The organism is Ruegeria sp. H9 (genome assembly GCF_056532915.1).
Genome location: NZ_JBQFNX010000001.1, coordinates 1,480,045 through 1,507,023 on the forward strand (window position 1 = coordinate 1,480,045; position 26,979 = coordinate 1,507,023).

At 57.3% G+C, this 26,979-nt stretch carries 24 protein-coding genes; 11 read left to right on the forward strand and 13 right to left on the reverse strand.

Annotation, left to right across the window (positions count from 1 at the left end):
- Positions 1-2: 2 nt before the first annotated feature.
- The 6 genes from ACR0CZ_RS07120 to ACR0CZ_RS07145 form a co-directional block, all read right to left on the reverse strand.
- On the reverse strand, positions 3-1,211 hold the full coding sequence (locus tag ACR0CZ_RS07120; protein WP_170392208.1) for a carbohydrate ABC transporter permease: 1,209 nt from the start codon (positions 1,209-1,211) through the stop codon (positions 3-5).
- Positions 1,211-2,443, reverse strand: coding sequence for a carbohydrate ABC transporter permease (locus ACR0CZ_RS07125; RefSeq protein ID WP_170392206.1), 1,233 nt, complete (start codon positions 2,441-2,443; stop codon positions 1,211-1,213). Before ACR0CZ_RS07125 ends, ACR0CZ_RS07120 begins: the two co-directional genes overlap by 1 nt.
- A 57-nt stretch (positions 2,444-2,500) precedes the next feature.
- On the reverse strand, positions 2,501-3,856 hold the full coding sequence (locus tag ACR0CZ_RS07130; RefSeq protein WP_170392204.1) for an extracellular solute-binding protein: 1,356 nt from the start codon (positions 3,854-3,856) through the stop codon (positions 2,501-2,503).
- Positions 3,853-5,013: a LacI family DNA-binding transcriptional regulator gene (locus ACR0CZ_RS07135; RefSeq protein WP_480544541.1), complete on the reverse strand. Its 1,161-nt coding sequence runs from the start codon at positions 5,011-5,013 to the stop codon at positions 3,853-3,855. Before ACR0CZ_RS07135 ends, ACR0CZ_RS07130 begins: the two co-directional genes overlap by 4 nt.
- A 439-nt stretch (positions 5,014-5,452) precedes the next feature.
- Complete coding sequence (locus ACR0CZ_RS07140) at positions 5,453-6,190, reverse strand: Bax inhibitor-1/YccA family protein (protein WP_010441904.1); 738 nt, start codon at positions 6,188-6,190, stop codon at positions 5,453-5,455.
- A 195-nt stretch (positions 6,191-6,385) separates the two neighbouring features.
- The gene (locus ACR0CZ_RS07145) at positions 6,386-6,604 is read right to left on the reverse strand and encodes a YjiS-like domain-containing protein (RefSeq protein ID WP_170392202.1); all 219 of its coding nucleotides are present in this window, start codon (positions 6,602-6,604) and stop codon (positions 6,386-6,388) included.
- A gap of 127 nt (positions 6,605-6,731) precedes the next feature.
- Between ACR0CZ_RS07145 and ACR0CZ_RS07150 the strand changes: the two genes are divergently transcribed.
- The gene (locus ACR0CZ_RS07150) at positions 6,732-7,610 is read left to right on the forward strand and encodes a LysR family transcriptional regulator (RefSeq protein WP_170392200.1); all 879 of its coding nucleotides are present in this window, start codon (positions 6,732-6,734) and stop codon (positions 7,608-7,610) included.
- Here ACR0CZ_RS07150 and ACR0CZ_RS07155 read toward each other — a convergent pair.
- The gene (locus tag ACR0CZ_RS07155; protein WP_480537014.1) at positions 7,594-8,562 is read right to left on the reverse strand and encodes an NADPH:quinone oxidoreductase family protein; all 969 of its coding nucleotides are present in this window, start codon (positions 8,560-8,562) and stop codon (positions 7,594-7,596) included. The genes ACR0CZ_RS07150 and ACR0CZ_RS07155 overlap by 17 nt on opposite strands.
- Positions 8,563-8,899: 337 nt before the next feature.
- On the opposite strand from ACR0CZ_RS07155, the gene ACR0CZ_RS07160 reads away from it, so the two are divergent.
- The 3 genes from ACR0CZ_RS07160 to ACR0CZ_RS07170 all read left to right on the forward strand — a co-directional run bounded on the left by ACR0CZ_RS07160 (position 8,900) and on the right by ACR0CZ_RS07170 (position 11,556).
- Positions 8,900-9,271, forward strand: coding sequence for a helix-turn-helix domain-containing protein (locus tag ACR0CZ_RS07160; RefSeq protein ID WP_170343628.1), 372 nt, complete (start codon positions 8,900-8,902; stop codon positions 9,269-9,271).
- A gap of 44 nt (positions 9,272-9,315) precedes the next feature.
- Positions 9,316-10,107, forward strand: a complete 792-nt coding sequence (gene hisN, locus ACR0CZ_RS07165; protein ID WP_170392196.1) for a histidinol-phosphatase — start codon at positions 9,316-9,318, stop codon at positions 10,105-10,107.
- 114 nt (positions 10,108-10,221) lie between these two features.
- Complete coding sequence (locus ACR0CZ_RS07170) at positions 10,222-11,556, forward strand: 8-oxoguanine deaminase (protein WP_170392194.1); 1,335 nt, start codon at positions 10,222-10,224, stop codon at positions 11,554-11,556.
- Positions 11,557-11,618: 62 nt separating this feature from the next.
- On the opposite strand, the gene guaD is transcribed toward ACR0CZ_RS07170, so the two are convergent.
- The gene (gene guaD, locus ACR0CZ_RS07175; protein ID WP_170392193.1) at positions 11,619-12,911 is read right to left on the reverse strand and encodes a guanine deaminase; all 1,293 of its coding nucleotides are present in this window, start codon (positions 12,909-12,911) and stop codon (positions 11,619-11,621) included.
- A 138-nt stretch (positions 12,912-13,049) separates the two neighbouring features.
- On the opposite strand from guaD, the gene mgtE reads away from it, so the two are divergent.
- From mgtE to ACR0CZ_RS07200, 5 genes are all read left to right on the forward strand, one after another.
- The gene (mgtE, locus tag ACR0CZ_RS07180) at positions 13,050-14,444 is read left to right on the forward strand and encodes a magnesium transporter (protein WP_170392191.1); all 1,395 of its coding nucleotides are present in this window, start codon (positions 13,050-13,052) and stop codon (positions 14,442-14,444) included.
- Positions 14,441-15,007, forward strand: coding sequence for a 5-formyltetrahydrofolate cyclo-ligase (locus ACR0CZ_RS07185; RefSeq protein WP_170392189.1), 567 nt, complete (start codon positions 14,441-14,443; stop codon positions 15,005-15,007). Before mgtE ends, ACR0CZ_RS07185 begins: the two co-directional genes overlap by 4 nt.
- A gap of 112 nt (positions 15,008-15,119) precedes the next feature.
- On the forward strand, positions 15,120-15,932 hold the full coding sequence (locus ACR0CZ_RS07190) for a TIGR00282 family metallophosphoesterase (RefSeq protein ID WP_170392187.1): 813 nt from the start codon (positions 15,120-15,122) through the stop codon (positions 15,930-15,932).
- Between the two features lie 92 nt (positions 15,933-16,024).
- Positions 16,025-17,803 (forward strand): SLC13 family permease, encoded by a 1,779-nt coding sequence (locus ACR0CZ_RS07195; RefSeq protein ID WP_170392185.1) that lies wholly within the window; start codon positions 16,025-16,027, stop codon positions 17,801-17,803.
- A 96-nt stretch (positions 17,804-17,899) separates the two neighbouring features.
- Positions 17,900-18,646: a YbaY family lipoprotein gene (locus ACR0CZ_RS07200; RefSeq protein WP_170392183.1), complete on the forward strand. Its 747-nt coding sequence runs from the start codon at positions 17,900-17,902 to the stop codon at positions 18,644-18,646.
- On the opposite strand, the gene ACR0CZ_RS07205 is transcribed toward ACR0CZ_RS07200, so the two are convergent.
- The 4 genes from ACR0CZ_RS07205 to ACR0CZ_RS07220 all read right to left on the reverse strand — a co-directional run bounded on the left by ACR0CZ_RS07205 (position 18,647) and on the right by ACR0CZ_RS07220 (position 23,773).
- On the reverse strand, positions 18,647-20,308 hold the full coding sequence (locus tag ACR0CZ_RS07205) for an FAD-binding dehydrogenase (RefSeq protein ID WP_170392181.1): 1,662 nt from the start codon (positions 20,306-20,308) through the stop codon (positions 18,647-18,649).
- A gap of 11 nt (positions 20,309-20,319) precedes the next feature.
- Complete coding sequence (locus ACR0CZ_RS07210) at positions 20,320-21,177, reverse strand: bile acid:sodium symporter family protein (protein WP_170392179.1); 858 nt, start codon at positions 21,175-21,177, stop codon at positions 20,320-20,322.
- 72 nt (positions 21,178-21,249) lie between these two features.
- Positions 21,250-21,984, reverse strand: a complete 735-nt coding sequence (locus ACR0CZ_RS07215; protein WP_170392177.1) for a glutamine amidotransferase — start codon at positions 21,982-21,984, stop codon at positions 21,250-21,252.
- A 16-nt stretch (positions 21,985-22,000) separates the two neighbouring features.
- On the reverse strand, positions 22,001-23,773 hold the full coding sequence (locus tag ACR0CZ_RS07220) for an SLC13 family permease (protein WP_170392175.1): 1,773 nt from the start codon (positions 23,771-23,773) through the stop codon (positions 22,001-22,003).
- 110 nt (positions 23,774-23,883) lie between these two features.
- On the opposite strand from ACR0CZ_RS07220, the gene ACR0CZ_RS07225 reads away from it, so the two are divergent.
- Together ACR0CZ_RS07225 and ACR0CZ_RS07230 are read left to right on the forward strand one after the other, a co-directional pair.
- The gene (locus ACR0CZ_RS07225; protein ID WP_170392173.1) at positions 23,884-24,624 is read left to right on the forward strand and encodes a YebC/PmpR family DNA-binding transcriptional regulator; all 741 of its coding nucleotides are present in this window, start codon (positions 23,884-23,886) and stop codon (positions 24,622-24,624) included.
- A 172-nt stretch (positions 24,625-24,796) separates the two neighbouring features.
- Positions 24,797-26,071: an MFS transporter gene (locus tag ACR0CZ_RS07230; protein ID WP_480503498.1), complete on the forward strand. Its 1,275-nt coding sequence runs from the start codon at positions 24,797-24,799 to the stop codon at positions 26,069-26,071.
- On the opposite strand, the gene ACR0CZ_RS07235 is transcribed toward ACR0CZ_RS07230, so the two are convergent.
- Entirely contained in the window at positions 26,068-26,961 is an 894-nt protein-coding gene (locus ACR0CZ_RS07235; RefSeq protein ID WP_170392170.1) for a LysR family transcriptional regulator ArgP, read from the reverse strand. The two genes, ACR0CZ_RS07230 and ACR0CZ_RS07235, sit on opposite strands and share 4 nt — an antisense overlap.
- Positions 26,962-26,979: the final 18 nt, after the last annotated feature.

A 26,979-nucleotide genomic window follows, 5' to 3' on the forward strand; every position in this document is an offset into this window, starting at 1 on the left:
AGTCATCCTTTGACGGACCCCGCAGTCAGGCCCTTAGTCATGAAACGTTCAAGTCCCAGGAACAGCGCCATGATCGGAACGGTGGCGATCACCGCACCGGCCATCAGATGCTGTCGGGGAATTTCCGAGGAGTTCAGCATCGTGACGCCTCGGGTCAGGGTAAATTTCGAAGGGTCGTCCAGCAGCATGAAGGCCAGCAGGAACTCGTTCCAAGCGATCATGAAGACGTAGAGCGAGACCGACGCCAGCGCAGGCAGGCTAAGCGGCAGCGTAATCTTCCAAATCACTGCCAGCCGCGAAAGCCCATCCATGAGACCGGCCTCTTCCACCTCAGTCGGCAAGCCACGGAAATAACCTTGCAGCATGTACAGCGCGACAGGGATCGTCGTGACCGGGTAGATCATCACGATGCCAAGGATCGAGTTGCGCAAGCCAGTCAGCGAGAACGCGATATAGATCGGCAGCGCCAGAACGATCATCGGCACCATGTAGATCAGCAGGATCGAGCGTGAGAACGCCTTTTGCCCCGAGAAACGGAACCGCGCGACGGCATAGGCTCCGGGGACGCTGAACAGCAGGGTGATAAAGACCGTCAGGACCGAGACGTAGAGCGAGGTCCAAAGATAGGTGCCGAAGTTGAAATCGCGAAACAGCTCGGTATAGCTGCGAAACAGCGCGGTGCCTTGTGATAGATCTACCGAGAAATCCAGCGGGTTCTGCAACAGGGCCTGTTGCGACTTCAGGCTGGTCATCACCATCACATAGAACGGAATGATCACGATCGCCGTGAAGAAGATATAGCCAAAGCCCGTGCAGAACCGGATCACGGCCTCTTCGTACTCGTGGCGGGTGAGCTCGCCGAACGGTGTCTCTTTCAGGATTGCGGCAACGGATAGGTGTATCACGACCGCCATCGCCACGACGGTGACCAGTATTGCCTGCAGGGATGTGTCAGAGCCGATCAGGACAGGCCCGACTCCGGTCAGGCAAGACAGGCCTAACAAGGCGGATACACCCAGTCGGGCCGGTGCGCGTTGCGCCGAGAAGCGGACATACACCAGACCGGCAATAGCCCCCCATATCAAGCAGAGCAAGACCTGTGGCCGGAACGCAGCCCCGGTCGAGAATGACATGGTGATGGCGACAGTAGTGGCGATCACCACCAGCCAGAGCGCGCCTAGAATCGGGGCGGTTATATACCCTTTGCGCATCACAAACCCTCCTCACGGCTGATGAAGCGGAAGAAGACGAAGCTGAAGGCGATCAGGCACATCAGGATCACAACGGCCACCGCTGCGCCTGCGCCGATGTTCGAAACCGCAAAGGCCTGTTCATAGACATTTACGGTCAGAGTACGGGTGCCGGCATTGCCGCCGGTCAGCAGGAAGATGTCGTCGAACTTGTTAAACGTCCAAATGAAACGCAGCAGGAACAGTACCGACAGGATACCCAGCAATTGCGGGATGCTCAGCAGCCAGAACTTCTGGAATGGTGAGGCTCCATCCATATCCGCTGCTTCATACATGCTAGAGTCGATGGATTGCATCCGCGCCAGAATGAACAGGAAGGACAGCGGGAAATAGCGCCAGATCTCGAACACTGTCACCATGATCAGCGCCAAAGGGCGTTCCCCGAAGAAGTTGATCGGTTCACTGCTTAGTCCCATCTGCACCAACAATGCGTTGGCAGAACCCGAGAACGGGTCGAACAAGGTGACCCATGTGAAGGCCACAGCGATGACTGGCGCCACATAGGGGAACAGATAGAGGCCGCGTATGAACCCTTGTCCCTTGAAGCTTTTATTCAGTAACAATGCTGCAAACAGGCCCATCACCAAAGCTCCAATGGTGCCGACCACGGTGTAGAACAACGTGACCCACAGCACGCCCCAGAACTCGTCTCCATCAAAGACACGGGCGTAGTTTTCCAGACTGAATTCAAGGTTGGTCAGGACGCTGGGTCCGCTCCCGGTCACGCCGGGCTCTGATCCTTCGAGCAGCTCTTCGAAAACGTCCGGATCTCCGTTCAAAGTGACCGGAATACGGATGCGTTCGCGTTGACCGCCTTCCAGTGTGCCGAAATCGCAGAACAGGTTTTGCCCGTCCAGAACACAGGGACTTGCAACTTCGCGCGCCGTCACGCCGTCCGGTAGAACATCTGTCAGGGTGACGCCGACAACGGCGATGTCCTGACTTGAGTTGCGGACGCGGTATTCAATCCGCAGATCGTCTCCCGATCCGCGCAGGCTTTCACGCACCACAGGTGCAGGCGGACGAAGGTCAGACAGGGTGAAGGGCTTGAAGCTGATCCAGAAGATCGCCAGCAAGGGCAGGATCACCACAAGCGATACACTGATCACTGTCGGAGCCAGCAGCGTCCAGGCCAGACGCGCCTCGCGTTTGGCTAGCGCCCCGGTTCCGGTCGGTGGGGTGGCCGAAGACATGGGATACCTCGAAGGGTTGGGTGCAGCGGCGTAATCGCCGCTGCATGTGTCACAAGGTTACTGAACCTTCGCGAGCTCGTCGTTCATTGCGGCCACTGCAGCGGCGGCATCGATTTCATCGTCGATATATTGGCGCACGACCCGGTTAATTGCCTGGCTGTTGATCATTTTGGACGCCAAAGCCAGCTGGCCTTCAGCAACGCCCCAGCGCTGCGCCACGTCCAGACCGCCGACGATCTCATCGATCATCGCCTGATCATACAGCTCGCCCAACGGGGCTTTGCGGTCCACGCCAACAGGCAGCTCTGCCCATGCTTCCGAGAACGCGGTCGGGTTGTCAGCATTACCGCGACGGACCGGAAACTTGCCCTCGGGTGCGATGGCCAGTGTTTGAGTATAGCCGTCGTCCATGGCGAATTTCACGAACTCCATCGCCGCGTCGGTGTCGGCGTCGTTGGTGATGCCAAAGTAACGAACGTCACCCCAAGCCGCGCCATCCGGGTTCGATGGGCCCGAGAAGTTAGTGACGATACCAGTCTTCGAGGCCAGATCGCGCGAGGTCGGATCATCGTTGATCGTCGGCGGGGCGCTGTCGCGCAGACCGGCCAGTTCGTCAAGGATGAAGGGCGACCAGATGATCATCGCTGCTTTGCCATCAAAATACAGCTCGCGCGATTGTTTCCAGAATAGCTCACCCGGGGGCGAGGCTTTCGAGATCGCCTTGTAGAAATCCAATACCTCTATGGTCTTGGCTTCATCCAGCGGCTGGAAGCCGTCCGCGCCAACAGGGGTCACGCCATTGGCGAGGAACACATGCTCCAAAACCTGACTCATGAAGTTTTCATCAACTTTGGTTGCAGCAACGAAACCGTACATCTCGGGCGGGTTGTGCAACTGCTCCAGCGCAGCAACGACGTTGGCGAATGAGTTCGGGGCCTCAAGGCCCGCTTCATCAAACAGGTCTTTGCGGTAGACAACCATTTGGGTCCATCCATCGACCGGTACCGACGCGGTTTCGTCATTGAACGCCGCCATACCAAGCGCGCCGGGGGCGAAGGTGTCGGCGCCCAGTTCTTCGATCACTTCGGTGGCGGCTTCGGTGTCCAGAATGCCCGCTTCAGCCCATGGCAGGGCATATTGCAGCGGATGATAGACCACATCTGGCAGGTCTCCGGCGGCAAATGCTGCTGTGGCGCGTGTACCCAGATCACTTTCGGTGACCGGGATAACCTCGACCGTGGTGCCGGTTTCAGCCTTGAACTGGTCAGCCATTTCCTGTTGCTTGGCCAGCCGCTCGGGCTGTTCTTCGGTGGTCCAGAAGCGGATCGTATCCGCCTGAGCTGACGTCGCCGCCAATACTAGCGCAAGCGATGTTCCAAGCATCATTCGCGATGCTAAAGGTGCAAGTTTCATAGTCGGTTTCCTCCCCGGTTATGATCTTTTGAAAGTTGAATTTTTCGGGCCAGTTCCTCGGCTGTAACGCTTGGTGGCCCGTCGGAACTGCGTTCGATCAGAACGGCCTCACCAATCTCACGCAGATCTGCGGGCGCTTCACCGCGAGTCTGACTGATCAGCATCGTCGCAAGGCGTTCTCCTGCCCGCTTAGAATCGACGCTGAACGTGGTTAGACCAGGGCTGACATATTGGCATTCAGGGATGCCGTCATATCCCAGAATTGATACATCTTGCCCGACCTCGAGGCCCAGTTCTGTACAGACCGAGTAACACCCCAGCGCAGCCAGATCCGTTGCAAATACTATTGCAGTAGGTGGGTGATTCAGCGTCAAAAGCGCGCGTGCCTCAACCGCACCCTCCTCGCGCGTACGAGCACCTTCCCGGATCAACTCGGGATCGGCAAGCAAGCCCGCGATCTTGAGACCTTCGAGATAACCGTCACGGCGCAGATGGCTGTAGTTGAATTTCGGATCGCTACCGACATATCCGATACGCGTATGGCCAAAATCGACGAGCCGACCAACCGCATCACGGGTTGCAGATTCACCCGAAATGTCGAACCAGGATGTCTCATCCTGCCAGTCCGCCTGCCCATACCCCGTGCGGCCATACATGATGAAGGGAACCTTCAACTCTTGCAGGTATTTCACCCTCGCATCGTCGACCTCGGTCCGGGGCAGAATGAATCCATCGGCTTTGCGCTCTTCGACAAGCCGCCCCAATACATCAAGCATATCTTTTTCGGACTTCGCCGTAGAAATCGTCATCGTCCAGTCGGATGCGCTCGCCGCTTCGCATGCTCCGGCCAGAAAGTCCTGAAGAAATGGATTATGCCGGTCTGGTTCTTCGCTGTTGATGACCATGGCGATGGCGCGCACCCGCCCGGTTCGTATCGCCTGCGCATGGCTGAGTGGGCGATAGCCCATCTTTCGCGCCGTGGTTTCAACGCGCTTTCTCGTGGATTCCGAGATGTCGGTATATCCATTCAGGGCGCGGGACACCGTGCTCTTAGAAAGCCCAAGATGATCGGCCAATTGATCCAGTTTTACCCTGCCGGGGCCAGAATGACTCCGGGGGCGAGACTGCGGTTGCTGGAGACTTGGATTCGTCATCATTCTTCTATTTGTTTTCTCCGAAACCGGTTTCGGCAATCAAAATTATGAAATTCTTTGATTGGATCGACCAAGTACACGAACGTTCCAATGGCGAAAGGCGCTGATGAACGCATATGCAAACTTGCAAACGCGGCTTTCAGAGTGGTGCAAAATTAGGGTTGCGCCAACATGGTTGACTGCCGACTGCTACAGTAACTGCAGGCTGATCATTGTTCGCGGAGCTTTGATGGGAATCGGTGAATTGAGCATGAGGACTATGCGTAAATACGGGCGACTATCCGGCTATGAGGGCGTGTAAAATTTGTGGAGGCAAAATAAACTAGTCGGAAAATCATGCGAATTCACCAAGGCTTGGTATGGGCTTTTGAAGAGCAACATAAAAAAAGCCCCGCTTAGCGGAGTGCTAAGCGGGGCTTTCTGTATTCTGTTGGAAGCAGTTTTATTCTCTGTTGCCCAGTAGTTGCAGCAGGAACATGAACATGTTGATGAAGTCCAGGTACAGGTTCAATGCACCCATGATTGCCGCTTTGCCAAGCCATTCCTGATCGCCAGCATGAGCCATCTGCAGATAGGTGGTTTTGATCTTCTGCGTGTCATAGGCGGTCAGGCCGGCAAAGATCAGCACACCCAGGATCGACACTGCGAACATGATCGCAGGCGACTGCAGGAAGATGTTGATAACCATCGCGACGATCAGGCCGATAACGCCCATCATCAGGAAAGTACCCATGCCGGACAGGTCTTTCTTGGTCACATAACCGTACAGCGAAAGACCTGCAAACGCGATCGAAGTCACCAGGAATACCTGCGCGATCGAGATGCCGGTGAATGCTACGAAAATCCAGCTCAGCGACAGGCCCATCACGGCTGCAAATGCATAAAAGAACAGCTGTGCGCCGGACGCCGAGAGGCGGTTGATGGCGGCGCCAAAGCCAAACACCATCGCCAAAGGTGCAAACATCACGATCCAGCCCAGGATATTGGGGCTCAGCGTGACCGGATCACGGAAGATCGACAGCAGTTGCGGGCTCGAGCCCACGGCCCATGCCACGGCAAATGTGATCAGCATGCCTACGGACATCGTGCCGTAGACTTTGTTCATATGGGCGCGCAGGCCCTCGTCTATCTCGGCAGCGCGCGCGCCGGACGCCGTCCGGATCGTGTCGAATTGTGCCATATAGGGGTCTCCCTTCAATATTCTGTTCGCAGCCCACGGATGCGAGCCGGTTTCCCGGTAAATATCGGAGAGTGTGGCCCTCGTTTCAAGGGTTTTAAGCCTGAAACTCAGCAAAACTGTCGGCAATTTTTGCAACTGTCGCCAAAAAACCGGCGGCTTGGTCGCCAAATCCCTCAAGCCGCCGGTATTTTCGAATTAATACAGATGTTTGTGCCAGCTGTCGGGCGCGTCCCAGAACGGGCGCTCTGCTTCGTTACGCGCGTCTTTGCGTGAAACGCCGATGTCATGCAGTGCATCATCATCAAGCTGGGCGAGTTCGCGACGCTGACGAGCGAGGTTAAACAGGTCAAGTATCCGAGCACCAATCGCCTTACGCTTGATGCGACGAGGGGTTGAGATGGCTATATGGGTCATGATCATTGCCCTTTCCTGATTGTTTGATGAAACTTAGCGCTTCAATCAATTTCCTTGATCTATATGGAGCAGTCTGACATATTTTGGAAATGAATGTTTATGACGAGTCTCATAAGGAATATTGAACATGCGAAATTTGGACATCACTACATTGCGGTCTTTCGTAGCTGTTGCTGATCATGGTGGCGTGACGCGTGCCGCTGGATTTCTTCACCTCACGCAATCTGCGGTCTCTATGCAGCTCAAGCGGCTGGAAGAGCTTTTGGGCCTGGAATTACTGGATCGATCCGGCCGAACCATCGCGCTAACGGCGTCCGGAGAGCAGTTGCTGGCTTATGCGCGGCGGATGATTGCGTTGAATGATGAGGTAATCGGGCGGCTGACGGATCAGGCGTTTGAGGGCGAGGTCGTGCTAGGCGTACCGCATGACGTCGTTCATCCGTTCATCCCGCGGGTGTTGAAGCGTTTCAATGCCAGCTTTCCCCGGGTCAGCGTGAACTTGGTAACGTCCAACACGCGGCACTTGAAAGAAGAGTTCGCACGCGGAAGCTTCGATCTGATTGTGACTACGGAATCGGGTGCGGGCGAAGGTGCCGAAACCCTGCACCATATGCCTTTGCGTTGGGTTGGCGCGCTGAACGGATCTGCCTGGCGCCAAAAGCCTTTGCGGCTGGGGTTTTGCCGGAATTGCATTTTTCGCCCAGTCGCGACAGCGGCGCTGGATGATGCGGGAATCGAATGGGATATGAGCATCGACAGCGATTCCGACCGCACCGTTGAAGCCACCGTCAGCGCTGATCTGGCTGTGGGAGTTTTGCTGGAAGGCACCCAGCCCAGCCATCAGGAACTGATTGACCATGCCGGGGTTCTGCCGGATTTGCCTGTGCAGTTCATCAACCTCTATGGTGCCGAGCGGGTACGTGAGGAATACGTATCAGAGCTTGCGAACCTACTGCGCCAAAATTTCAATCATCCAACGGCGCAGCCGCTTAAAGTGGCGAGTTGATGCGGATCACCACCTTGCCAGTGGATTTGCGATCGCGCAGCAGTTCCAAACCTTTTGCTGCATCCTGCAAGGGCAGGACGTGGCTGATATGAGGCTTTATCCGGCCCTCAGAATGCCAGCGGAACAAGGTGCTGAAGCAGTCGCGCACGATCTCGGGTCTGAAATTCAGATAGCCGCCGATATATACGCCGATCACGGTCAGGTTCTTGACCAATAGATGGTTGGCCGGGATCTGAGGCACCTCACCTCCCGCAAATCCGATCGGTAACAAGCGGCCTTCCGGGTTGGTCGCGCGGAAGGCGGCCTTGAAGACATCTCCACCAATCGCATCGTAGACCACGTCAGCACCACCCAGAGCGAGAACGCGGTCGCGCAGGTCTTCGCTTGCGTCAAGCAAATGGTCTGCACCAGCTTTTTGTGCCACGGCCAATTTGTCATGCCCGCGGGCTTGGGCGATGACTGTCGCCCCCATCAGTTTTCCGATTTCAACTGCGGTCAATCCCACGCCACCGGCGGCCCCGGTGACCAGCAGTGTCTCACCCGGTTGCAAGCGCGCCCGGTGTGCCAGAGCAATGTGGCTGGTGCCATAGGCGATCTGGATCGCGGCGGCGTCTTCGAAACTTGTGGAATCTGGAAGGGGAATAGCCCGGTCTGCATCAAAAACGCCTGATTCGGCCAACCCACCCTGGCCGGAATAAACCGCAACGCGATCACCCAGTTTCAAATGCGCGACATTGTTTCCAATTTCGGTGACAATCCCCGCGATCTCCATGCCCAGTGTATACGGCGCTTCGGGAGTATCCTGATACGTGCCTTTCTGCATCAGAAGGTCTGCGAAGTTCAGGCCGCAGGCGCGGATTGCGATACGAACTTGGTTCTCTTGCAGCGGTACTTCGCGTGTTTCGCATAGCTGAGCGGGTGCCCCTTTGGTCTCGATACGAAATGCCTGCATCATTGGTCTCCGCTCTTTTGTCGCCATAGGCCGTTTGGCTTGGCCGTTTGTCAATTCCATTCGCAATCTTCACAGCGTTAAACTGAATAGGGTGGATCAACTGTTTCCCATTTAGAAACTATTAATCTCTATGTTGGCCGTACAACCACAAACCACTGTTCGAATTCTCTGATTCAACCAGCTTGAAAAAATAACGGATTGCGGCAATATTGTACTATGGTGCTGTTCGGGGGGCACGATCCGAATTAGGGAGTTCTTAAGCAGCGACCCGCTAACTAAGCGGCGATGGCTGCTGTCGCGGTTTCCCGGACAGGTGTTTGTGTAAAGGAGACTACCAATGACCCATCACGTCGATGTCCATGTGGGCAAACGCGTCCGGCATCGCCGCTGGCTGATTGGCATGACTCAGCAGCAGTTGGCGCAGCAAGTTGGTATCAAGTTTCAACAAATCCAAAAATACGAAACAGGGGCCAACCGGATAAGCGCATCGCGTTTGTGGGACATTGCCGAAGCGTTGGATGTTCCCGTCAGCTTTTTCTTCGAGGGTCTTGAAGAGGCTCAGAAGTCGGATGCAGACAAGAAATCGGTTCCTGCGGATTTGATGGGTGACAAAGAAGCGCTTGATCTTGTTCGCTCGTATTATGCGATCCCGGAAAACCAGCGTCGCCGCCTGTTTGAACTGGCACGCGTGCTGAGCGACGTCGCCTGATACAAGCGCTTGACTTCGCGGGGTGTGGGGCGCACGGGTAAGCAATGCAAAACACCCTACGAAGCGATCTAGAGATTGCCGAAGAAATGGCCGACGCTGCGCGGGCGGCCATTCTTCCGTTTTTCCGCCAATCTAACCTGAAGACAGACAACAAACTCGATGCCGGTTTTGATCCGGTGACAGCCGCTGATCGCGAAGCAGAAAAAGCAATGCGTAGGGTGCTGGCTGATCACCGGCCTGAGGACGGTATCCTGGGGGAAGAGTTCGGTCATTCCGAGGGAACTACCGGACGAGTTTGGGTGCTGGACCCAATTGATGGCACGCGCGGTTTCATAAGTGGTACGCCCACATGGGGTGTTCTGATCGCCCTAAGCGATGAGACTGGACCGAAGCTTGGTGTGATCGATCAGCCCTATATCGGCGAACGTTTTATCGGAGATAAAGAGCACGCCTTTGTCAAAGGCCCTTTGGGACGCACCGAACTGGGGACGCGTGACACTCGATCTCTGGACCAGGCGATCATCTTCACCACCTTCCCGGAGGTTGGCAGCGCGGTCGAGGCCGCCGCCTTCAAGGCGGTTTCTCAGAAAACGAAGCTGACACGCTATGGGATGGACTGTTATGCCTACGCGTTGCTCGCTGCAGGTCAAACCGATCTAGTGGTCGAGGCCGGATTGAATTCCTACGATATCCAGGCCCCAATCGCGGTGATCGAGGCCGCGGGTGGTATTGTGACGGATTGGCAGGGTAATCCGGCTCATAATGGTGGGCGTGCGCTCGCTGCAGCCAATACTGAGATTCATGCGGCAGCGCTAGAAATTCTGAAGCAATACTAAACGGGTTGCCGACCCTTCTTTGCAACTTTAAACTGATCACGGCTGGTTCTTACGCCCGTTTTCCACCAGCCCATCACTCCATGCATGAGACGGGCAGTATGCGGGAGTGCGAAAATGACAGAATTTCTGATCCGTAACGCCAATATGATCCTGACGATGGATGATGATCGGCAAGAGCTTGCAGGCGCTGATCTGCTGGTTCGGGATGGTAAGATAGCCCAGATTGGCCACCGCCTTACGAGCGATGGCGAAATACATGATGCCACTGGGTGTGTTGTGACCCCCGGTCTGGTGAACACCCATCACCATCTCTACCAAACGCTCACCCGCGCGGTTCCCGGCGGGCAGGACGCTTTGCTGTTTGGTTGGTTGCGAACGCTCTATCCCATCTGGTCCCGCTTTGGTCCTGACGAGATGTTTATATCTGCCCAGATCGGATTGGCCGAGATGGCACTGTCCGGCTGCTCGCTTAGCTCTGACCACCTTTACCTATATCCCAATGGCGCGCGGCTTGAACACACGATCCATGCAGCGTCAGAGCTGGGGCTGCGTTTTCATCCCACGCGTGGAGCTATGAGCATTGGCGAAAGTGATGGTGGACTGCCTCCTGATGCTTTGGTCGAATCCGAGCAGGCTATTCTGGAGGATATGATCCGCGTAGTAGATGCCTATCACGACCCATCTGAGGGTTCGATGTGTCGCGTTGGTTTGGCGCCATGTTCGCCGTTCTCGGTTAGTCGGGACCTGATGCGCGATGCCGCGCTGTTAGCGCGCGACAAAGGTGTGATGCTGCACACCCATCTGGCGGAGAACGATGAGGATATAGCCTATTCTCAAGATCAGTTCGGCTGTAGACCCGGCCAATACGCCGAAGAATTGGGCTGGACCGGTTCGGATGTCTGGCACGCTCATTGTGTCAAGCTGGATGGCGCCGAGATTGACCTGTTTGCACGTAGCCGAACCGGCGTTGCGCATTGTCCATGTTCCAATTGTCGTCTTGGTTCAGGTATCGCGCCAGTCCGAAAAATGCGTGATCAAGGCGTGCCAGTCGGGTTGGGTGTGGATGGATCAGCCAGCAACGACAGCGGCAATCTGATGGCCGAGGCGCGCCAGTCCATGCTGCTGCAACGAGTCGCAAACGGCGCTGACGCCATGTCGGCCCGTGAGGCGCTTGAGATCGCCACCCGAGGCGGGGCGGATGTGTTGAATCGGCCCGATTGCGGCCGGCTTATGCCCGGTAAACGAGCTGATATTGCCATTTGGGACGTGCAAGGAATTGAAAGTGCAGGCAGTTGGGACCCCGCTGCGCTCCTTCTGGCCGGACCAACGCGTGTCAAACACCTCTTTGTCGAGGGACGCCAGATTGTTCGTAACAGTCAGATCGCCACGATCGACCTGCCAAGGGTCATAGAAACCCAGAATCGTCTGGCACGCGCGCTGGCAGAATAGCGGATCCGCTCTTCATCTGGCTAAAAATACCTCCGCCGGAGGCATGGGCCATAGGCCCATTCCTATCGACCAGAAACAGCTCGTCCGGCGATCCAGGTATCGGTTACGGCACGGTCATCACCCATCATAATGGTCGGGAACACCGCTTCCCAAAGATCATCAGCATGAGCTTCGCGCTGGGCGATAGCAGGCGTCGATGCGAGGTTCAGCACCGCCAGATCGGCCTCCATGCCCACGGCGATGTTGCCAATACGGTCATCCATCCGCAGGGTACGAGCCGATCCCACCGTTCCAAGCCAAAGCAATTGCGAGGGGTGCAAGGGATGGCCTCGCAATTGACCAATCTCATAGGCCGCAGCCATTGTGCGCAGCATTGAAAAACTTGAGCCGCCTCCGGTGTCGGTGGCCAAGCCCACGCGGTGCCCTGAGTGGATCAGACCATTCATGTCAAACAGGCCAGAGCCGATAAACGTGTTTGATGTGGGGCAGTGGATCAGAGCTGCATCTACCTCGCGCAGACGATCGCGCTCCCGCTCTTCCAGATGGATCACGTGCCCGTAAAGGCCATTTCCACCCAGCAGCCCAAACTGCTCATAGGTGTCCAGATAGTCGCGCGCGTCGGGGAACAGGGATCGGACCCATTCGATCTCATCGGTCTGTTCGCTCAGATGGGTTTGCATCAGGCAGTCGGGATGCTCGGCCCAAAGCGCGCCCATCGCCTCCAGCTGTTCTGGCGTCGATGTCGGCGAAAATCGTGGAGTGATGGCGTAAGATATGCGATCAACCCCATGCCACTTTTCAAGCAGAGCTTTGGACTGGTCGTATCCGGTTTGTGCAGTATCTCGCAGCCCCTCAGGCGCATTGCGATCCATGCAGGTTTTACCCGCGACAACCCGCTGCCCACGCGCCTGCGCGGCGGTAAAGAAGGCATCAACACTCTCTGGATGAATGGTGCAAAAGCTGCACATGGTTGTGGTGCCATGGGCTGCGGTTAGGTCTAGATATCTGTTTGCAATTTCAGCGGCATAGGCGGGGTCGTCAAACTTCATCTCTTCAGGGAACGTGTAGCTGTTCAGCCAATCGATCAGCCGCTTTCCCCAGCTCGCGATCATTGCCGTCTGCGGATAGTGGACATGAGAATCCACAAATCCCGCCATGATCAGCTGATCGCCATAATCCTTAATGTTGGCTTCGGGATGCGCGTCAGACAGGTCGGACGCCTGGCCCAGTGCCGCGATGCGGCCATCTTCGATCAGGACGGCTTGGTGAATTTTGGTCGCATCGGTGGGCTCACCTTCGAACGGTGATCCGTTGAAGCTAAGCACACGTCCCTTCAGAAGCGTCTTTTGCGCCATTTGTTCTGTTCTCCGCCTGTTTTGGACCGCCAACCAGCATAGGGGCGCGAAAGATGCGGGTAAATTGGACCATTGTCATTGTTTTCCGGTAGCTGCTTCTTCTATCTAGGGGCAATCGACAAGAAAGAGGGGCAGCGCATGACGACAGGCAACGACGAAGCCAGACCCGATCAGCCCCGCGATGAGGACGCCTATGCGCTGGACCCGCGAACCGTTGCGGCCATCCTTTATGCGGTTGATGTCGAAGACCGTGCCAAGCTGATTGAGCTGATGGAGCCGCTACACGCGGCCGATATCGCTGACCTTCTGGAACAGATCAATCCTTACGACCGTGCGCGCCTGATCCGGCTGTATGACAAAGAGTTCGACGGCGATATCCTGTCGGAGCTCGACGAGTCAGTTCGGGAAGAAGTGATCAATGTCCTGAAACCGGACGTTCTGGCCGAAGCCGTTCGGGATATGGAAAGTGATGACGTTGTTGACCTTCTGGAAGACCTTGAAGAGCCGCAGCAAGAAACCATCCTGGGCGCGCTTGAAGACTCCGAACGCGTCGCGGCAGAGCAAGCCCTATCTTATCCAGAAAACTCTGCTGGCCGCCTTATGCAGCGCGAGGTGGTCATGGCGCCCGATCACTGGACCGTGGGGCAGGCCATCGATTTCATGCGTGCCAATGACGATTTGCCGGAACAGTTTTATCACGTCATACTTGTTGACCCGCGATTGAAACCGGTTGCTCAGGTCACGCTGGGCAAGTTGATGGCAACCCGGCGCGAGGTGCCGCTGCAGGACATTGCCGAAGATGAATTCTACACCATCCCCGTCGAACAGGATGAAGAGGACGTGGCCTATGCGTTCAATCAGTATCACCTGATTTCGGCTCCCGTCGTGGATGGCGACGGTCGTTTGGTCGGTGTCATCACCATCGACGATGCGATGGTGGTCCTGGACGAAGAATACGAAGAGGATATGCTGCGTCTTGCGGGCGTCTCGGACGAAAGCTCTCTGTCCGATAGTGTAGCGGCAACCAGTAGGCGCCGCTTGCCTTGGCTTGGTGTCAATCTGGTTACGGCGATTTGCGGATCGCTGGTGATTTCTCAGTTTGAGGCCGCGATTGATCAACTGGTGGCGCTCGCGATCCTGATGCCGATCGTCGCCTCGATGGGGGGCAATGCCGGGACCCAATCACTTACCGTTGCAGTGCGGGCGTTGGCAACACGCGACCTGACCGGCTCGAACGTAGGGCGCGTAATCCGGCGAGAACTGCTGGTGGGAATGCTCAACGGGCTGTGTTTCGCTATCGTGTTGGGAACCGTCGGGATGATGTGGTTCGACTCCCCGCTGCTGGGTGTCGTGATCGGATCGGCGCTGGTCGTGAACATGATCATCGCGGGCTTTGCTGGTACGGTAGTACCGGTAGTGCTGGACCGTCTGGGTGTTGACCCGGCGCTGGCGTCAGGAACCTTTGTGACCACGACAACGGATGTCATGGGGTTCTTCATCTTTCTGGGGCTTGCCAGCGTGGTGCTACTGTGAACGAGACAACCGATCTGACCGAAATCAAGGCCGCAGCGCGCAAGGCGGCATTCGCGCGACGCAAGGTAGCGTTTGATATGCGCATCCCGGGCGCGGCCGGGCGCTTGTCCGAGGTTCTGGCGGGTCATCGCGGTGTTCCCATGTCTGGCTATATGCCGATCCGCACCGAAATCGACCCGCTGCCTGCAATGGCCGAGGCTTCTGCATATGGCACAGTGGGCGTGCCTGTCATTCAGGCCGCAGGGCAGGCGTTGCGCTTCTCTCGATGGACGCCTGAGGGCATACTGAAAGATGGACCCTTCGGCGCGAAAGTGCCCGAGATCGATGACTATTTCGACCCGGAAATCCTGATCGTGCCACTGGTTGCGTTTGATGCGAAGGGTGGCCGCTTGGGCTATGGCGGCGGCTTCTATGATCGCACGCTTGAAGGGTTGCGCGCCAAGCGCCCGACGCTTGCCATAGGATTTGCCTTTGATGCGCAGGAAGCCGAACATCTGCCGCTGGAGCCGACCGATCAACCACTCAATATGGTGATTACTGAAAGCCGGGTGCTAACTTTCTAAGCTATCCCTCGCTATGCGCGATCGCGATTTCCTTTACATTGGCAGGCTTCAGGCTGAGTGATTGTTTGCTTCTGCCTTGTTATTGCCACTTCCAGCCCCTAGGACCGCAATCATGAGGATTTTGTTTCTTGGTGACGTCATGGGGCGTTCGGGTCGCGCCGCCATCCAGCAGCATCTGCCACGCCTGCGTGACGAATGGCGGCTGGATTTTGTCGTTGTCAACGGCGAGAACTCCTCGAACGGAATGGGGCTGAGCGGGGACCACGCCAAGCTGCTTTTGGACGCGGGGGCCGATTGTATCACCTTGGGCGATCATGCTTTCGACCAGAAAGACATGCTGCAGTTTATTGAGAAAGAACCTCGCATCGTGCGTCCGTTGAATTATGCCAAAGGGGCACCGGGGCGGGGGCATCGACTGTTCACCGCGCCGGGCGGTCGCAAGGTTCTGGTGGTGCAGGTGTTAGGGCAGGTCTTCATGAAACGCCCCTTTGACGATCCCTTTTCGGCCATTGAACCGATCCTGAAATCGCACCCACGCGGCGGCCAGGCGCAGGCGATCATCGTCGACATGCATTGCGAGGCAACGTCCGAGAAGATGGCGATGGGCCATTATTGCGACAAACGCGCGACCCTTGTGGTTGGGACGCATACGCATGTGCCTACCGCGGATGCGCAGGTATTGCCGGGCGGTACAGGATACCTGACCGATGCCGGGATGTGCGGCGACTATGACTCGGTCATCGGAATGGACAAGCAGGAACCGATGCGCCGGTTCATAACCGGGATGCCCAAGGCGCGGTTTACGCCTGCGACCGGTGAGGCGACCTTGAGCGGAGTTTTTGTCGAAACCGATGACCGCGATGGAAGCGCAAAATCCGTGCAGATGATTCGTGTTGGCGGGCGGTTGCAGCAGTCTACACCCTGAAAAGCACGTCAGACTTGCCCCGCCGCACGCAATACGTGAAACTACCTATTAGGGCGCGTATGCCAGATCAGGGTTCGGACAGAATACCAAGAATGCAATTCCTTCAACTGACAGAGATGGGCAGCGCAATTCTGGCGCTGATGATCGTAGCGGGCATGTTCATCATGTTTCTGCGCGAGGTCTATCCGACCGAAGTTGTCGCCATCGGCGGGGCGGCCCTGATGCTGGCAACCGGTATCCTGCCCTATCAAAGTGCGCTTGCAGTCCTTTCGAATCCCGCGCCGTGGACCATCGGCGCGATGTTCATCATCATGGGTGCCTTGGTGCGCACCGGAGCGCTTGACGCGTTCACCTCGCTCGCGCAGAAGCAGGCGCAGGTGAACCCTCGGTTTGCCATCGGGTTATTGATGGCGTTTGTCGTCGTCGCTTCGGCGGTGGTGTCGAACACACCGGTTGTCGTTGTAATGATCCCGGTCTTTATCCAGATCGCCCGCACGCTGAACGTTTCGGCGTCCAAATTGTTGATCCCGCTCAGCTATGCGGCGATCCTTGGGGGTACGCTGACGCTGATTGGCACCTCGACTAACCTGTTGGTCGATGGTGTGGCCCGCGCACAGGGTATGACGGCGTTTTCAATCTTCGAGGTTACCCCGCTGGGCATCGCGCTGGTGATCTACGGTATGGTGTACCTGCGCTTCATTGCGCCACGACTGCTACCCGAGCGTGACAGCATGGCTGAGATGCTCAGCGACCGGTCCAAGATGAAGTTCTTTACTGAGGCGGTTATCCCACCCGACAGCAATCTGATCGACCGCGAAGTGACCGGTGTTCAGCTGTTCAAGCGCCCCGGTGTGCGCCTGATCGACGTCATCCGAGGCGATGATTCACTGCGGCGGAACCTTAAGGGGGTGACGCTGAAAGTGGGCGACAGGGTAGTTTTGCGCACCGAGATGACCGAATTGCTGAGTCTTCAAAGCAACAAGGAACTCAAGCGCGTGGATCAGGTCTCAGCTGTTGAGACCAAGACGGTTGAGGTTCTGATCACGCCGGGCTGCCGTATGGTCGGTCGAACGCTTGGTGCGATGCGGTTACGTCGCCGATATGGTGTCTACGTCCTGGCGGTTCATCGCAGGAACCAGAATATCGGGCGTCAGTTGGATGCTTTGACCGTGCGCGTCGGGGATACGCTGCTGTTAGAGGGCTCGCCTGCGGATATCCAGAAGCTGGCCGCCGATATGGATATGGTCGATGTTACGCAACCTTCGGCACGAGCGTTTCGCCGCAGCCATGCGCCCATAGCCATCGGTGCGCTGGTCGGGATCGTCGCCCTGGCGGGGTTGGGCGTGGCACCGATTTTGCTGTTGTCGATCATCGCCGTTGCCGTGGTTCTGCTGACCCGATGTATCGACGCGGATGAGGCGTTCTCATTTGTCGAAGGCCGATTGCTGGCCCTGATCTTCTCCATGCTCGCAATTGGGGCTGCGCTCGATAAATCGGGTGCGGTTACACTGATTGTCGAAGCGGTCGCACCGGCGCTGGGCATGTTGCCACCTTTCTTGATCATATGGGCCGTATATCTGTTGACCTCGGTGCTAACCGAATTGGTTTCGAACAACGCCGTGGCGGTGGTGGTCACTCCTATCGCGATCTCTCTGGCTCAGGCTGTAGGAATTGATCCGCGCCCGCTGGTGGTCGCGGTGATGGTGGCGGCATCGGCATCCTTTGCGACGCCGATTGGCTATCAGACCAACATGATGGTGTATGGCCCGGGTGGGTACAGATTCACCGATTTTCTGAAAGTTGGTGTGCCGCTGAACCTGACTGTGGGTCTGCTGGCGTCACTTCTTATTCCGTTCATCTGGCCGCTCTGACACTGGCACGGATTCGCCGACCTGGTGTTTCGGGCCTTGTAAATGTCGATATCGTCACAATCTTTTTGCCTAAGATGAATGTGAAAGGATGGGATCATGCCTTTTCCAAAACTCGGGCAGGCCATTGTGGCCGGAGCAATCGTATTGGCCTTGCTGGGCAGCCAAAGCTCGGCAGGAACAGTAACTGGCACGGCAACCTACCGTGAACGGATCGCCCTGCCACCGGATGCGACGCTATTTGTCGAATTGCAGGATATCTCTCGGGCCGATGCGGCAGCGGTCACGCTGGCGGCGCAACGCTATGCGTTGAACGGAGTGCCCTCGGAATTTGAGCTGACTTTTGATGACGCGCTGATCCGCGAGGGTATGACCTATGCAGTACGCGGATCGATCTATCGCGGGGGTGAGCTGTTGTTTACGACGGATACGGTCCATCCCGTGCTGACCAACGGCGAAGGCAATTCGGCAGATCTTGTGCTGGTGCAGGCCGGTGCTCAGAGCCCCGCGGCCCTGGAAGGGACTGAGTGGACAGCCATCGGTATCGGTGGAACCGTGCTCGACACAAAACGGCCGCCTCAGCTTTCCTTCGCCCAAGGTGGTGCGTTCGGTGGCACGGGCGGTTGCAACCGGTTTTCCGGGCAAGCCGAGATCACCGGCAACAGCCTTGAGTTTCCAGACAATATGGCCGCGACTTTAATGGCGTGCCCGCCAGAGTTGGACGAGGTCGAGGATCAGTTCTTTGCTGCCCTGCAAAACGTGACGAACTATGCCGTTGCCGGCGACAGCATGGTTTTGCTCGATGCTGCAGGTGAGCCGATACTGAAATTCGTGCGCACTCAGTAATCAGGCCACTGCGCGGGACCTTCCTGCGTTGCGACCCGAGAAGATGCAACCGCCCAGAAACGTGCCCTCTAGCGCGTTGTACCCGTGATAGCCGCCGCCGCCAAAGCCCGCGACCTCTCCGGCTGCAAACAAGCCGGGGACGATTTGTCCATTGGCGCCGATCATCTGACTGTCCAGATTGGTCTGCAGCCCGCCCAGTGTCTTGCGGGTCAGTACGTGCAGCTTGACCGCGATTAGCGGGCCGTTTGATGGATCGAGGAACTTGTGCGGTTTGGCCGTCCGGATCAGCTTGTCGCCCCGATAATTGCGTGCCGCAAGGATGGCCATCATCTGGGCGTCTTTGGAAAACGGATTGTCGACCTGAGAATCCCGTGCCTCGATCTGGGTGCGCAGATGCGTCTCGTCTATCAGACCCCCGCCTAATTGGTTCATGCCGCTGACCAATTCAGTCAGCGTGTTGGCGACGACGAAATCCTCGCCCTTTTCCTTGAACGCCTCGACCGGCCCAGTCGCCTTGGTGCCAGACAGGATGCGCTGACGGATCACCTCTTTCCAGCTGCCCGAAGTGAAATCCGGGTTCTGCTCGGACCCCGAAAGTGCAAATTCCTTTTTGATGATCTTCTGGGTCAGAACGAACCAGCTGTATTCATATCCGGTTTTCAGGATCTCTTTCAGCGTTCCCAGCGTATCGAACCCCGGCAGGCAAGGGGGTTGTAGGCGATTGCCGCGCGCATCGAACCACATCGAACTTGGGCCGGGTAGAATACGTATACCGTGCGCGGGCCAGATCGGATCCCAATTGCGCACCCCTTCGGTGTAATGCCACATTCTGTCACCGTTGATGACATGTCCGCCAGCTTTCTCGCTGATCGGGATCATGCGGCCATCGACATGAAACGGAACGCCTGCCACCATATCTTTGGGCGGTTCACCCAGCCGGTCGCGGGGCCAGTTCTGTCTCACCATCTCAAAATTCCCACCGATCCCACCAGAGGTGACAATAATCGAAGGGGCATAGACTTCGAATTCGCCTACTTCGTCCCGGTTGGTCTTGCCACCTCTTTGAATGCCGTCATCGGCCAGGACTTCCCCTGACACGCCTTTGGCAGAACCATTTTGCATAATGATGTGGCTGACTTGGTGACGGAACTTCAATTGGATCAAGCCGGCGTCGACATGCGCGCGGACGCGGCGGATAAAATGCTCAAGTACACCTGGGCCGGTTCCCCAAGTGATGTGAAAGCGCGGGACCGAGTTGCCATGTCCGTCCGCATAAGAACCGCCGCGTTCGGCCCAGCCCACGACGGGAAACCAGCGCAGCCCCATGTCATGCAGCCACGGACGCATTTCACCTGCGGCGAACTCGACATAGGCTTCAGCCCATTTGCGGGGCCAGTTGTCTTCATCGCGGTCAAACTGCGCGCTGCCCATCCAGTCGCGCAGCGCCAGATCGTGGCTGTCGCGGATGCCCATGCGACGTTGCTCGGGGGTGTCGACCATGAACAGGCCGCCGAGGCTCCAAAACGCCTGTCCACCCAGAAAATGCTCGGGCTCCTGATCCAGCACGATCACCCGCTTGCCCCGGTCGCCCAATTCGGCCGCCGCCGAGAGGCCCGCAAGGCCGCCTCCGATCACGATCGCATCTGCGGTGGTATTGGTCATCGGATGTCCTTTCAGCGGCTGCGGAACCAAAGGATGAAGGGGGTTACGACCACATACATCGTGATACCATAAACGGCGGCAGGAACGGCAAGTGGGCTGAAGCCGGTCGTGGTGCCGGTGATCAAAGCTGCCAGCGTAATTCCCATCGCCGAATTCTGAATGCCAGTCTCGACCGAGATCGTTTTCGCCTCACTCCATGTCAGATTGGCGATGCGCGCCAGCCCCAGACCGATCAGCAACAGCGCAACGTTCAACGCGATCAGAGCTGCCCCAATCGAGCTGAGGTTTTGGATGAAGAACTGCCAGTTTCCGGCCAGTGCCGCCGCGACGATCAGCACGAACAGTATCGATGCGAGCGTCGAAAGCGGGCCGTCGACCCGAATGGCGAACCCCCTTGCAAAGTGACGTATGGCGACGCCAATGGCGACTGGAAGGGTCGTGATCAGGAACAGCGCGGTGGCTAATGCGCTGATCGAAACTTTGGGTGCGGCCTCGCCTATGAAATGATCTATGGACCATGCGGCGAGAATGGGGACGGTCACGATGGACAGCAGGCTGATCACCGCTGTCAGGCTGACCGACAGCGCCACATCACCCTTGGCAAATTTTGCGAGGATGTTGCTGGTGACCCCACCGGGGCAAAAGCTTAAAAGCATGACACCCACGGCGATTTCAGCGGGCAGTCCGAACAGAGTGACCGTCGCGAAGGCAGCCAATGGTATCAGCACAACTTGACTGATGGCGCCAATGGCGAAGGGGTACCCCCGCGCCAAAACCCGGCGGAAATCGGCGGCTTCTAGCCCGATCCCCAGTGACAACATGATAATGGCCAGCGAAATGGGCAGGCCAACGTTGATAAGCAGGTCCAAGAACAACTCCTCCCAAAGTCATTCGGGCCAGCCTATGCGAGGGGTCGTAGATCAGGCAACAACGCCGTTGGGTCACCCGTAGCGTTGAGCAAACCGGCGCAGGATTTCACCCGGCTCCGTAACGTCTGCGGCATGGCACATATCGATCAAGCTTTGCGCATCCTCTGGCGGAAAATAGCCGTGGTCCTTGTAGATGTTGATCCGCTGCTCAAAACCTTTGGCGTCCGCTTCGGGGTGGAATTGGGTGGCATAGACATTCTGCCCCCAGCGGATCATCTGAAACGGGCAGGGGTCAGACGCTACCAGATGAACGCAGCCATCCGGCAGTAACTGTACGGCTTCCTTATGTCCCACAAACGCTTCGAATTTCGGCTTTAGGCCTGCGGTCAAGGGGTCTTGGGCGCCATCCTCTGTCAGACGGCAGTCGGACGGTCCGACCGGTTCGCCAAATTGCCGTTTGCTGACATCTCCGCCCAAATGTACGGCGAGAATACCCAAGCCATAGCAGCAGCCCATGAACGGGTGATCTTTCGCCGTGATCTGGGGCATCAGTCTCATGATCGCGCCTTCGATCTTTGCATCCAGCGCGGATTTGGTGGTCGGATCGTCACTGACGCAGCCGGGACCCCCACCCACGATGACACCAGCGTAATCGACGACATCCAGCCCTTCGGGCAGGTCTTCGCAATCCAGCCGGATGCGATGAGTTTGCGCAGGGCTCAGCCCGGTTTTGTCCAGTATCGAGGCATATTCGGCATCCGATGCATCGGTTTCCGGGCGCAGTTGCAGGATCAGAAAGCGTTTCATAAACAGCCTTTAGCCATCAAAGCGGCCAGAACACAAGGATCGCGGGGATCGAGACCGCGATGATCAGGATTTCCAGCGGCAGCCCCATGCGCCAGTAATCACCAAAACGGTATCCTCCGGGACCAAGCACCAGCGTATTGTTCTTGTGCCCAATGGGCGTCAGAAACGCGGCAGACGCCGCAACGGCCACCGTCATCAGAAACGGATCGGGCGACACCTCAAGCGTGCGCGCCATCTGAATGCCAACCGGGGCGGCGACAATGGCGGTGGCTGTGTTGTTCAACACATCGGACAGGGTCATCGTCACGACCATCAGTACGGTCAGGATTGCCCAGGCGGGCAGGCCGTTGGTCAGCTGAATCAAGGCGTTGGCGATCAACTCGGTTCCGCCCGAGGTTTCAAGCGCGCTGCCCAGTGGGATCATTGACCCCAGCAATACAACCACCGGCCATTCGATGTGGTTGTAGATATCCGCAATCGGCATGATCTTAGTCAGAACATAGGCTACGACCACGAACCCCAGTGCGATCGGCAGATAGATCAGCCCGATACTGGCCGCCAACACGGCAGCCGCAAATAGGCCGATGGCAAGCCAGGCTTTCTCATTCGCGGTTACATTCAAGCCGCGCTCGGCCAAGGGCAGGCAGCCGAGCCACTCAGTGACATCGGGTGCTCGGTCGCGCGGGCACAGCAGCAATAAGATGTCGCCGGGCTCGACCTCGGTTTTGCGAACCTGACTGGTGATCCGGCGCCCTTGGCGTGAAATGCCCATCAGGACTGTACTCTGTCGCCAGGCCAGTCCTAACGCCTGTGCAGTTCGCCCAGTGATGCGCGCGCTTTCGGGGACAACGACTTCAACCACTTCCAGCCCTTCGCCTTCGGCAGTCAAAACCTCCTGCCTACGGGCGTCCGAGAAATCCAGATTGAGCGCGGCGCGGAACTCATCCAGCGCTTCGGGGCGTGCTTCCAGAACAAGCGCATCGCCTTCATGCAGGGTTGCGTGGGTTGATCGACCATAGCGTCGCTTTCCGTCCCGGATCAGGCCGATGATAGCGACGTCAGATTTCTCGGCGGCCTCATAGAGCTCACTGACCCGTTTCCCGATATGGGGCGATTCAGGCGGGATCGTCAGTTCGGCGATGTATTCGGCCAAAACTTCCGAGGTTTCTTCCTGCGCGCCGCGATTGGGGATGAGGCGCCAGCCGATCAGCGCGACGAACGCCAGCCCCGCAATTGCAGCCAACCCGCCCACCGGTGCGAAATCGAACATATGAAACGGTTCGCCCAGCGTTTCAGCCCTGATCGAGGCGATGATGATATTTGGCGGCGTACCGATCAGCGTGGCCATCCCTCCCAGGATCGTCGCAAAGCTGAGCGGCATCAGGCTAAGGCCGACCGGGCGCCCCGCTTTGCGCGCGGTCTGGATATCGACCGGCATCAGCAGCGCCAGCGCCGCGACGTTGTTCATGAAGGCCGACAGGATCGCCCCGATGCCGCCCATTAGCGCGATATGCGCGCCCAATCCGCGCGATGCGTCGACCAGCGTGCGCGTGATCATGAACACTGCACCCGAGCGCACCAGACCGGCAGAAACCACCAGCACCAACGCCACGATGATCGTGGCCGGGTGCCCGAACCCGGCAAAGGCATTCTCAACGGGCACCACACCCAGCGTGACCGCGATCATCAAGGCGGTGAATGCTACAAGGTCATAGCGGAACCGCCCCCAGAGCAGCATTCCGAAAACGGCGATGAAAAGGGAAAAAAGAATGATCTGATCTGTCGTCATACCGCCACCATAGTCACGGGCGAAGACAGGGCAAGCCGCTCTCTTGATCCTTTGCCCCGCAAACGTCTATATGAGCGCCAAACACGCAATCACGATGACGAGGACGCACCATGGCAGGCCACTCCAAATGGGCCAATATCCAACACCGCAAGGGACGTCAGGACGCCGCGCGGTCCAAACTGTTTTCCAAGCTGTCGAAAGAGATCACGGTCGCCGCCAAGATGGGCGACCCCGATCCGGACAAGAACCCGCGCCTGCGTCTGGCGGTGAAAGAGGCCAAGTCGAATTCGGTGCCCAAGGACGTGATCGACCGTGCGATCAAGAAGTCTGTAGCAGGCGAGGGCGATGAATACGAAGAAATCCGGTATGAGGGCTATGGTCCCAACGGTGTGGCCGTGATTGTTGAAACGATGACCGATAATCGCAACCGTACCGCCTCGACTGTTCGTTCGACCTTTTCGAAGAATGGTGGAAACTTGGGTGAAACCGGCTCGGTCGGGTTCATGTTCGACCGCAAGGGCGAAGTTGTGTATCAGGCAGACGCAGGCGATGCGGATACGATTTTCGAAGCCGCGATCGAGGCCGGGGCAGAGGATGTCGAAAGCTCGGATGACGGTCACATCATCTGGTGCGCAGATACGGATCTGAACGATGTGTCAAACGCGCTGGAAGAGGCGCTGGGCGAATCCGAATCCACCAAGCTGGTCTGGAAGCCGACAACGACGACCGAGTTGGGTCTGGAAGACATGCAAAAGCTGATGAAATTGGTGGATGCATTGGAAGACGACGACGACGTTCAGCGCGTGACCACTAACTTCGAAGCGACCGACGAGGTTATGGCGCAGCTCTGATGTATCGGACACACGCCAGATGAACCAAACCCGGCCCAGCGGCCGGGTTTTTCTGTTGCAGCTGCGCGTTTTACACAAGCCTTGGTCCTGAAGCCTCTTGCGATTAAACTCAGATCATTGAGGCTGAAGGACCTGAAAGGCAACCGTAGGCACATCATGCAGAGCATCGCAAATGGCGAGTAAATCGACTGATCCGGCCCGACGAAATGTCCCGGTTCTGGCTAGCCAAAGTATCCTTTCCCAGGTGGCGTGGACTTTGGGTAGCCCGTCTATCGTATTGCCATTCCTTGCGGTCTCGCTGGAGTTACCGATGTTCCTTGCCGGTGCATTGGTGTCGATCCGCATGGTTGGCAGCATGATCTCGGACGTGTTTTTCGCCCGCTCCATCGCTGCGCAGGCGCGGAAGAAACGCGGGATTGCCCTGACCGAGATCGGAATTGGCGGTTGCCTTCTGATGGCCCTTTTGATCGCAGCCACCGGCAGTGTCTCATTGACGGCCATTGCCTTTGTGATCGCCTTTTTCATGATTGGGCTTATTGAAGAAAGCCAATCCCTGATGCTGTCTGACTTGTTGGGCGATCATCTGAAATCGAAATCCCGGATGGTTATCCGTTATCTCCAATTGGGCGCGGGAGGTCTTTGTGCCATCGGCTTGGTGTTGCTGATACACGAGATCACGAAAGAGTACCCGCCATTCTCGCGGCATTCCGCGGTGATTGCGGCCTCGGTCGTGTTTTTCTTGTTTTCAGCATTATGCATTCTCGGCATGGCCGAGATCGCCCCCGATGAGTCCTGTAATGGAAAACCCAAAGGTGCAGGGCGTCAATCGCTGCAGAACATCATCTCCGGCATCGTAAGTATGTTCGAACAGCCATGGTTCCGGCGCTATATGGCTCTGCGGCTTCCTTTGGTTGTCGTGTCGCTGTCGGTTCCGTTTTTTGCGCTCATCGCTGCCGAGGCACATCACAACTCGGCCAAGGGTTTGACGGCCATGATCATCTCATCCGCGTCCGGCTATCTGGTCTCGGCACCCTTGTGGCAACTGGTGAACATGAAATCACACCGTACCGTGATGGTCGCGGGCAACTTGTTGGTCGCAGTGACAGGGATCGTTTTGTTGGCGTTCCACTATGCCGGTATCGATCACGAAGTTCACTTGCACGCCATTGCCCTGTTTGTCGTCTCGGTGGCGACAACTGGAATTTCCAGTGCGCGCCAGCTGTATTTTTTAGATGTTGCGCCCAAGGAACAACGTATTCAGGGCGCAGCAGCCATCAAATCCATCTGCAGACTCGCTGCCGTTGCACTGTCTGCAATTTTGGCTGCGGTTGCACATATGCACGAGGTTGCCGCTGCCATCGTGTTTATCGTGCTGGCCAGCATCTGGGCGGCATTTAGCTGTTACCGCATCGCGAAACCGCAAAAGGCTGCAGAGTCGCAGGCCTAATGTGCCGCTGGCGCGATCAGTTGCTGCGTTGCCGCGCGGCGTACCGCTTGGGTCAAGGGTGCAAGGGCAGGGGCAAGGACGCGCCCGATCTGCCAGGTCAGTTCGATATCGAGCGGCGCATCGGGGATTACTTCGCAGATCTGCCCATTTGCGATCGCTCTTCTTACAAGGCTTTCGGGGTTCATACCCCATCCTAATCCGGCGATTGCCGCATCAACAAAGGCATTTGTGGACGGCAGAAAGTGAGACGGTGGCGAAAGACGGCTGCCTGTCTGGGCATATATCCAGGATTTCTGCAGATTATCCTTGCGGTTAAAGGTCAAGCAGGGGGCCTGTGCCAGGGATTTGGCGGAAACCCCATCAGAAAACCACCGTTGCATGAAGCCGGGGCTCGCGGTCGGCAAATAGCGCAAAGTGCCCAACGCAATGGCATCGCATCCGGTAATGTTTTGACCACCCACCGTTATCGCCGCACTTACGTCGCCACGCCGCAGCCAGTCAGCCGAATGGTCCTGATCGTCAATTACAAGGTCGAACAGTATGTCTTCGGCGCGCGCCATCGCGTCGATAAACCACGTGGCCAGACTGTCAGCCGGTAGCGCGACGCGAACCCGTACCGGACCTTCACGCTGATCCAAAGTCAGCTCTCGCGCCAGCTTTGCCTCCAACAGGCCGATATCTTCGGCATGACGGGCGATCCGCAGACCCGCCGGAGTGCCGATGCATGGGGTGCCGCGATGAATAAGGGCCGCACCAACACGATCCTCCAACGCCTTGATCCTCTGCGAAATAGCCGACGGGGTGACGGATAGCTCTGCGGCTGCGGCCTCAAAGCTGCCGTGTCGCAAGATCGCCGCCAATGCTGAGAGCTGATGAGGGTCGAGGAGCATTAGAGTTACTTAATCTGG

What these genes read in the sequence shown, in the direction of transcription:
- ACR0CZ_RS07145 (WP_170392202.1), bottom strand. Translation starts at nt 6,604, where the DNA reads ATGACCCATATAGCCATCTCAACCCCTCGTCGCATCAAGCGTAAGGCG.
- ACR0CZ_RS07190 (WP_170392187.1), top strand. Translation starts at nt 15,120, where the DNA reads ATGAGGATTTTGTTTCTTGGTGACGTCATGGGGCGTTCGGGTCGCGCC.
- ACR0CZ_RS07140 (WP_010441904.1), bottom strand. Translation starts at nt 6,190, where the DNA reads ATGGCACAATTCGACACGATCCGGACGGCGTCCGGCGCGCGCGCTGCC.
- ACR0CZ_RS07125 (WP_170392206.1), bottom strand. Translation starts at nt 2,443, where the DNA reads ATGTCTTCGGCCACCCCACCGACCGGAACCGGGGCGCTAGCCAAACGC.
- ACR0CZ_RS07220 (WP_170392175.1), bottom strand. Translation starts at nt 23,773, where the DNA reads ATGACGACAGATCAGATCATTCTTTTTTCCCTTTTCATCGCCGTTTTC.
- ACR0CZ_RS07215 (WP_170392177.1), bottom strand. Translation starts at nt 21,984, where the DNA reads ATGAAACGCTTTCTGATCCTGCAACTGCGCCCGGAAACCGATGCATCG.
- ACR0CZ_RS07205 (WP_170392181.1), bottom strand. Translation starts at nt 20,308, where the DNA reads ATGACCAATACCACCGCAGATGCGATCGTGATCGGAGGCGGCCTTGCG.
- ACR0CZ_RS07135 (WP_480544541.1), bottom strand. Translation starts at nt 5,013, where the DNA reads ATGATGACGAATCCAAGTCTCCAGCAACCGCAGTCTCGCCCCCGGAGT.
- ACR0CZ_RS07235 (WP_170392170.1), bottom strand. Translation starts at nt 26,961, where the DNA reads ATGCTCCTCGACCCTCATCAGCTCTCAGCATTGGCGGCGATCTTGCGA.
- ACR0CZ_RS07130 (WP_170392204.1), bottom strand. Translation starts at nt 3,856, where the DNA reads ATGAAACTTGCACCTTTAGCATCGCGAATGATGCTTGGAACATCGCTT.
- ACR0CZ_RS07170 (WP_170392194.1), top strand. Translation starts at nt 10,222, where the DNA reads ATGACAGAATTTCTGATCCGTAACGCCAATATGATCCTGACGATGGAT.
- hisN (WP_170392196.1), top strand. Translation starts at nt 9,316, where the DNA reads ATGCAAAACACCCTACGAAGCGATCTAGAGATTGCCGAAGAAATGGCC.
- ACR0CZ_RS07160 (WP_170343628.1), top strand. Translation starts at nt 8,900, where the DNA reads ATGACCCATCACGTCGATGTCCATGTGGGCAAACGCGTCCGGCATCGC.
- ACR0CZ_RS07230 (WP_480503498.1), top strand. Translation starts at nt 24,797, where the DNA reads ATGGCGAGTAAATCGACTGATCCGGCCCGACGAAATGTCCCGGTTCTG.
- ACR0CZ_RS07195 (WP_170392185.1), top strand. Translation starts at nt 16,025, where the DNA reads ATGCAATTCCTTCAACTGACAGAGATGGGCAGCGCAATTCTGGCGCTG.
- guaD (WP_170392193.1), bottom strand. Translation starts at nt 12,911, where the DNA reads ATGGCGCAAAAGACGCTTCTGAAGGGACGTGTGCTTAGCTTCAACGGA.
- mgtE (WP_170392191.1), top strand. Translation starts at nt 13,050, where the DNA reads ATGACGACAGGCAACGACGAAGCCAGACCCGATCAGCCCCGCGATGAG.
- ACR0CZ_RS07225 (WP_170392173.1), top strand. Translation starts at nt 23,884, where the DNA reads ATGGCAGGCCACTCCAAATGGGCCAATATCCAACACCGCAAGGGACGT.
- ACR0CZ_RS07155 (WP_480537014.1), bottom strand. Translation starts at nt 8,562, where the DNA reads ATGCAGGCATTTCGTATCGAGACCAAAGGGGCACCCGCTCAGCTATGC.
- ACR0CZ_RS07150 (WP_170392200.1), top strand. Translation starts at nt 6,732, where the DNA reads ATGCGAAATTTGGACATCACTACATTGCGGTCTTTCGTAGCTGTTGCT.
- ACR0CZ_RS07200 (WP_170392183.1), top strand. Translation starts at nt 17,900, where the DNA reads ATGCCTTTTCCAAAACTCGGGCAGGCCATTGTGGCCGGAGCAATCGTA.
- ACR0CZ_RS07120 (WP_170392208.1), bottom strand. Translation starts at nt 1,211, where the DNA reads ATGCGCAAAGGGTATATAACCGCCCCGATTCTAGGCGCGCTCTGGCTG.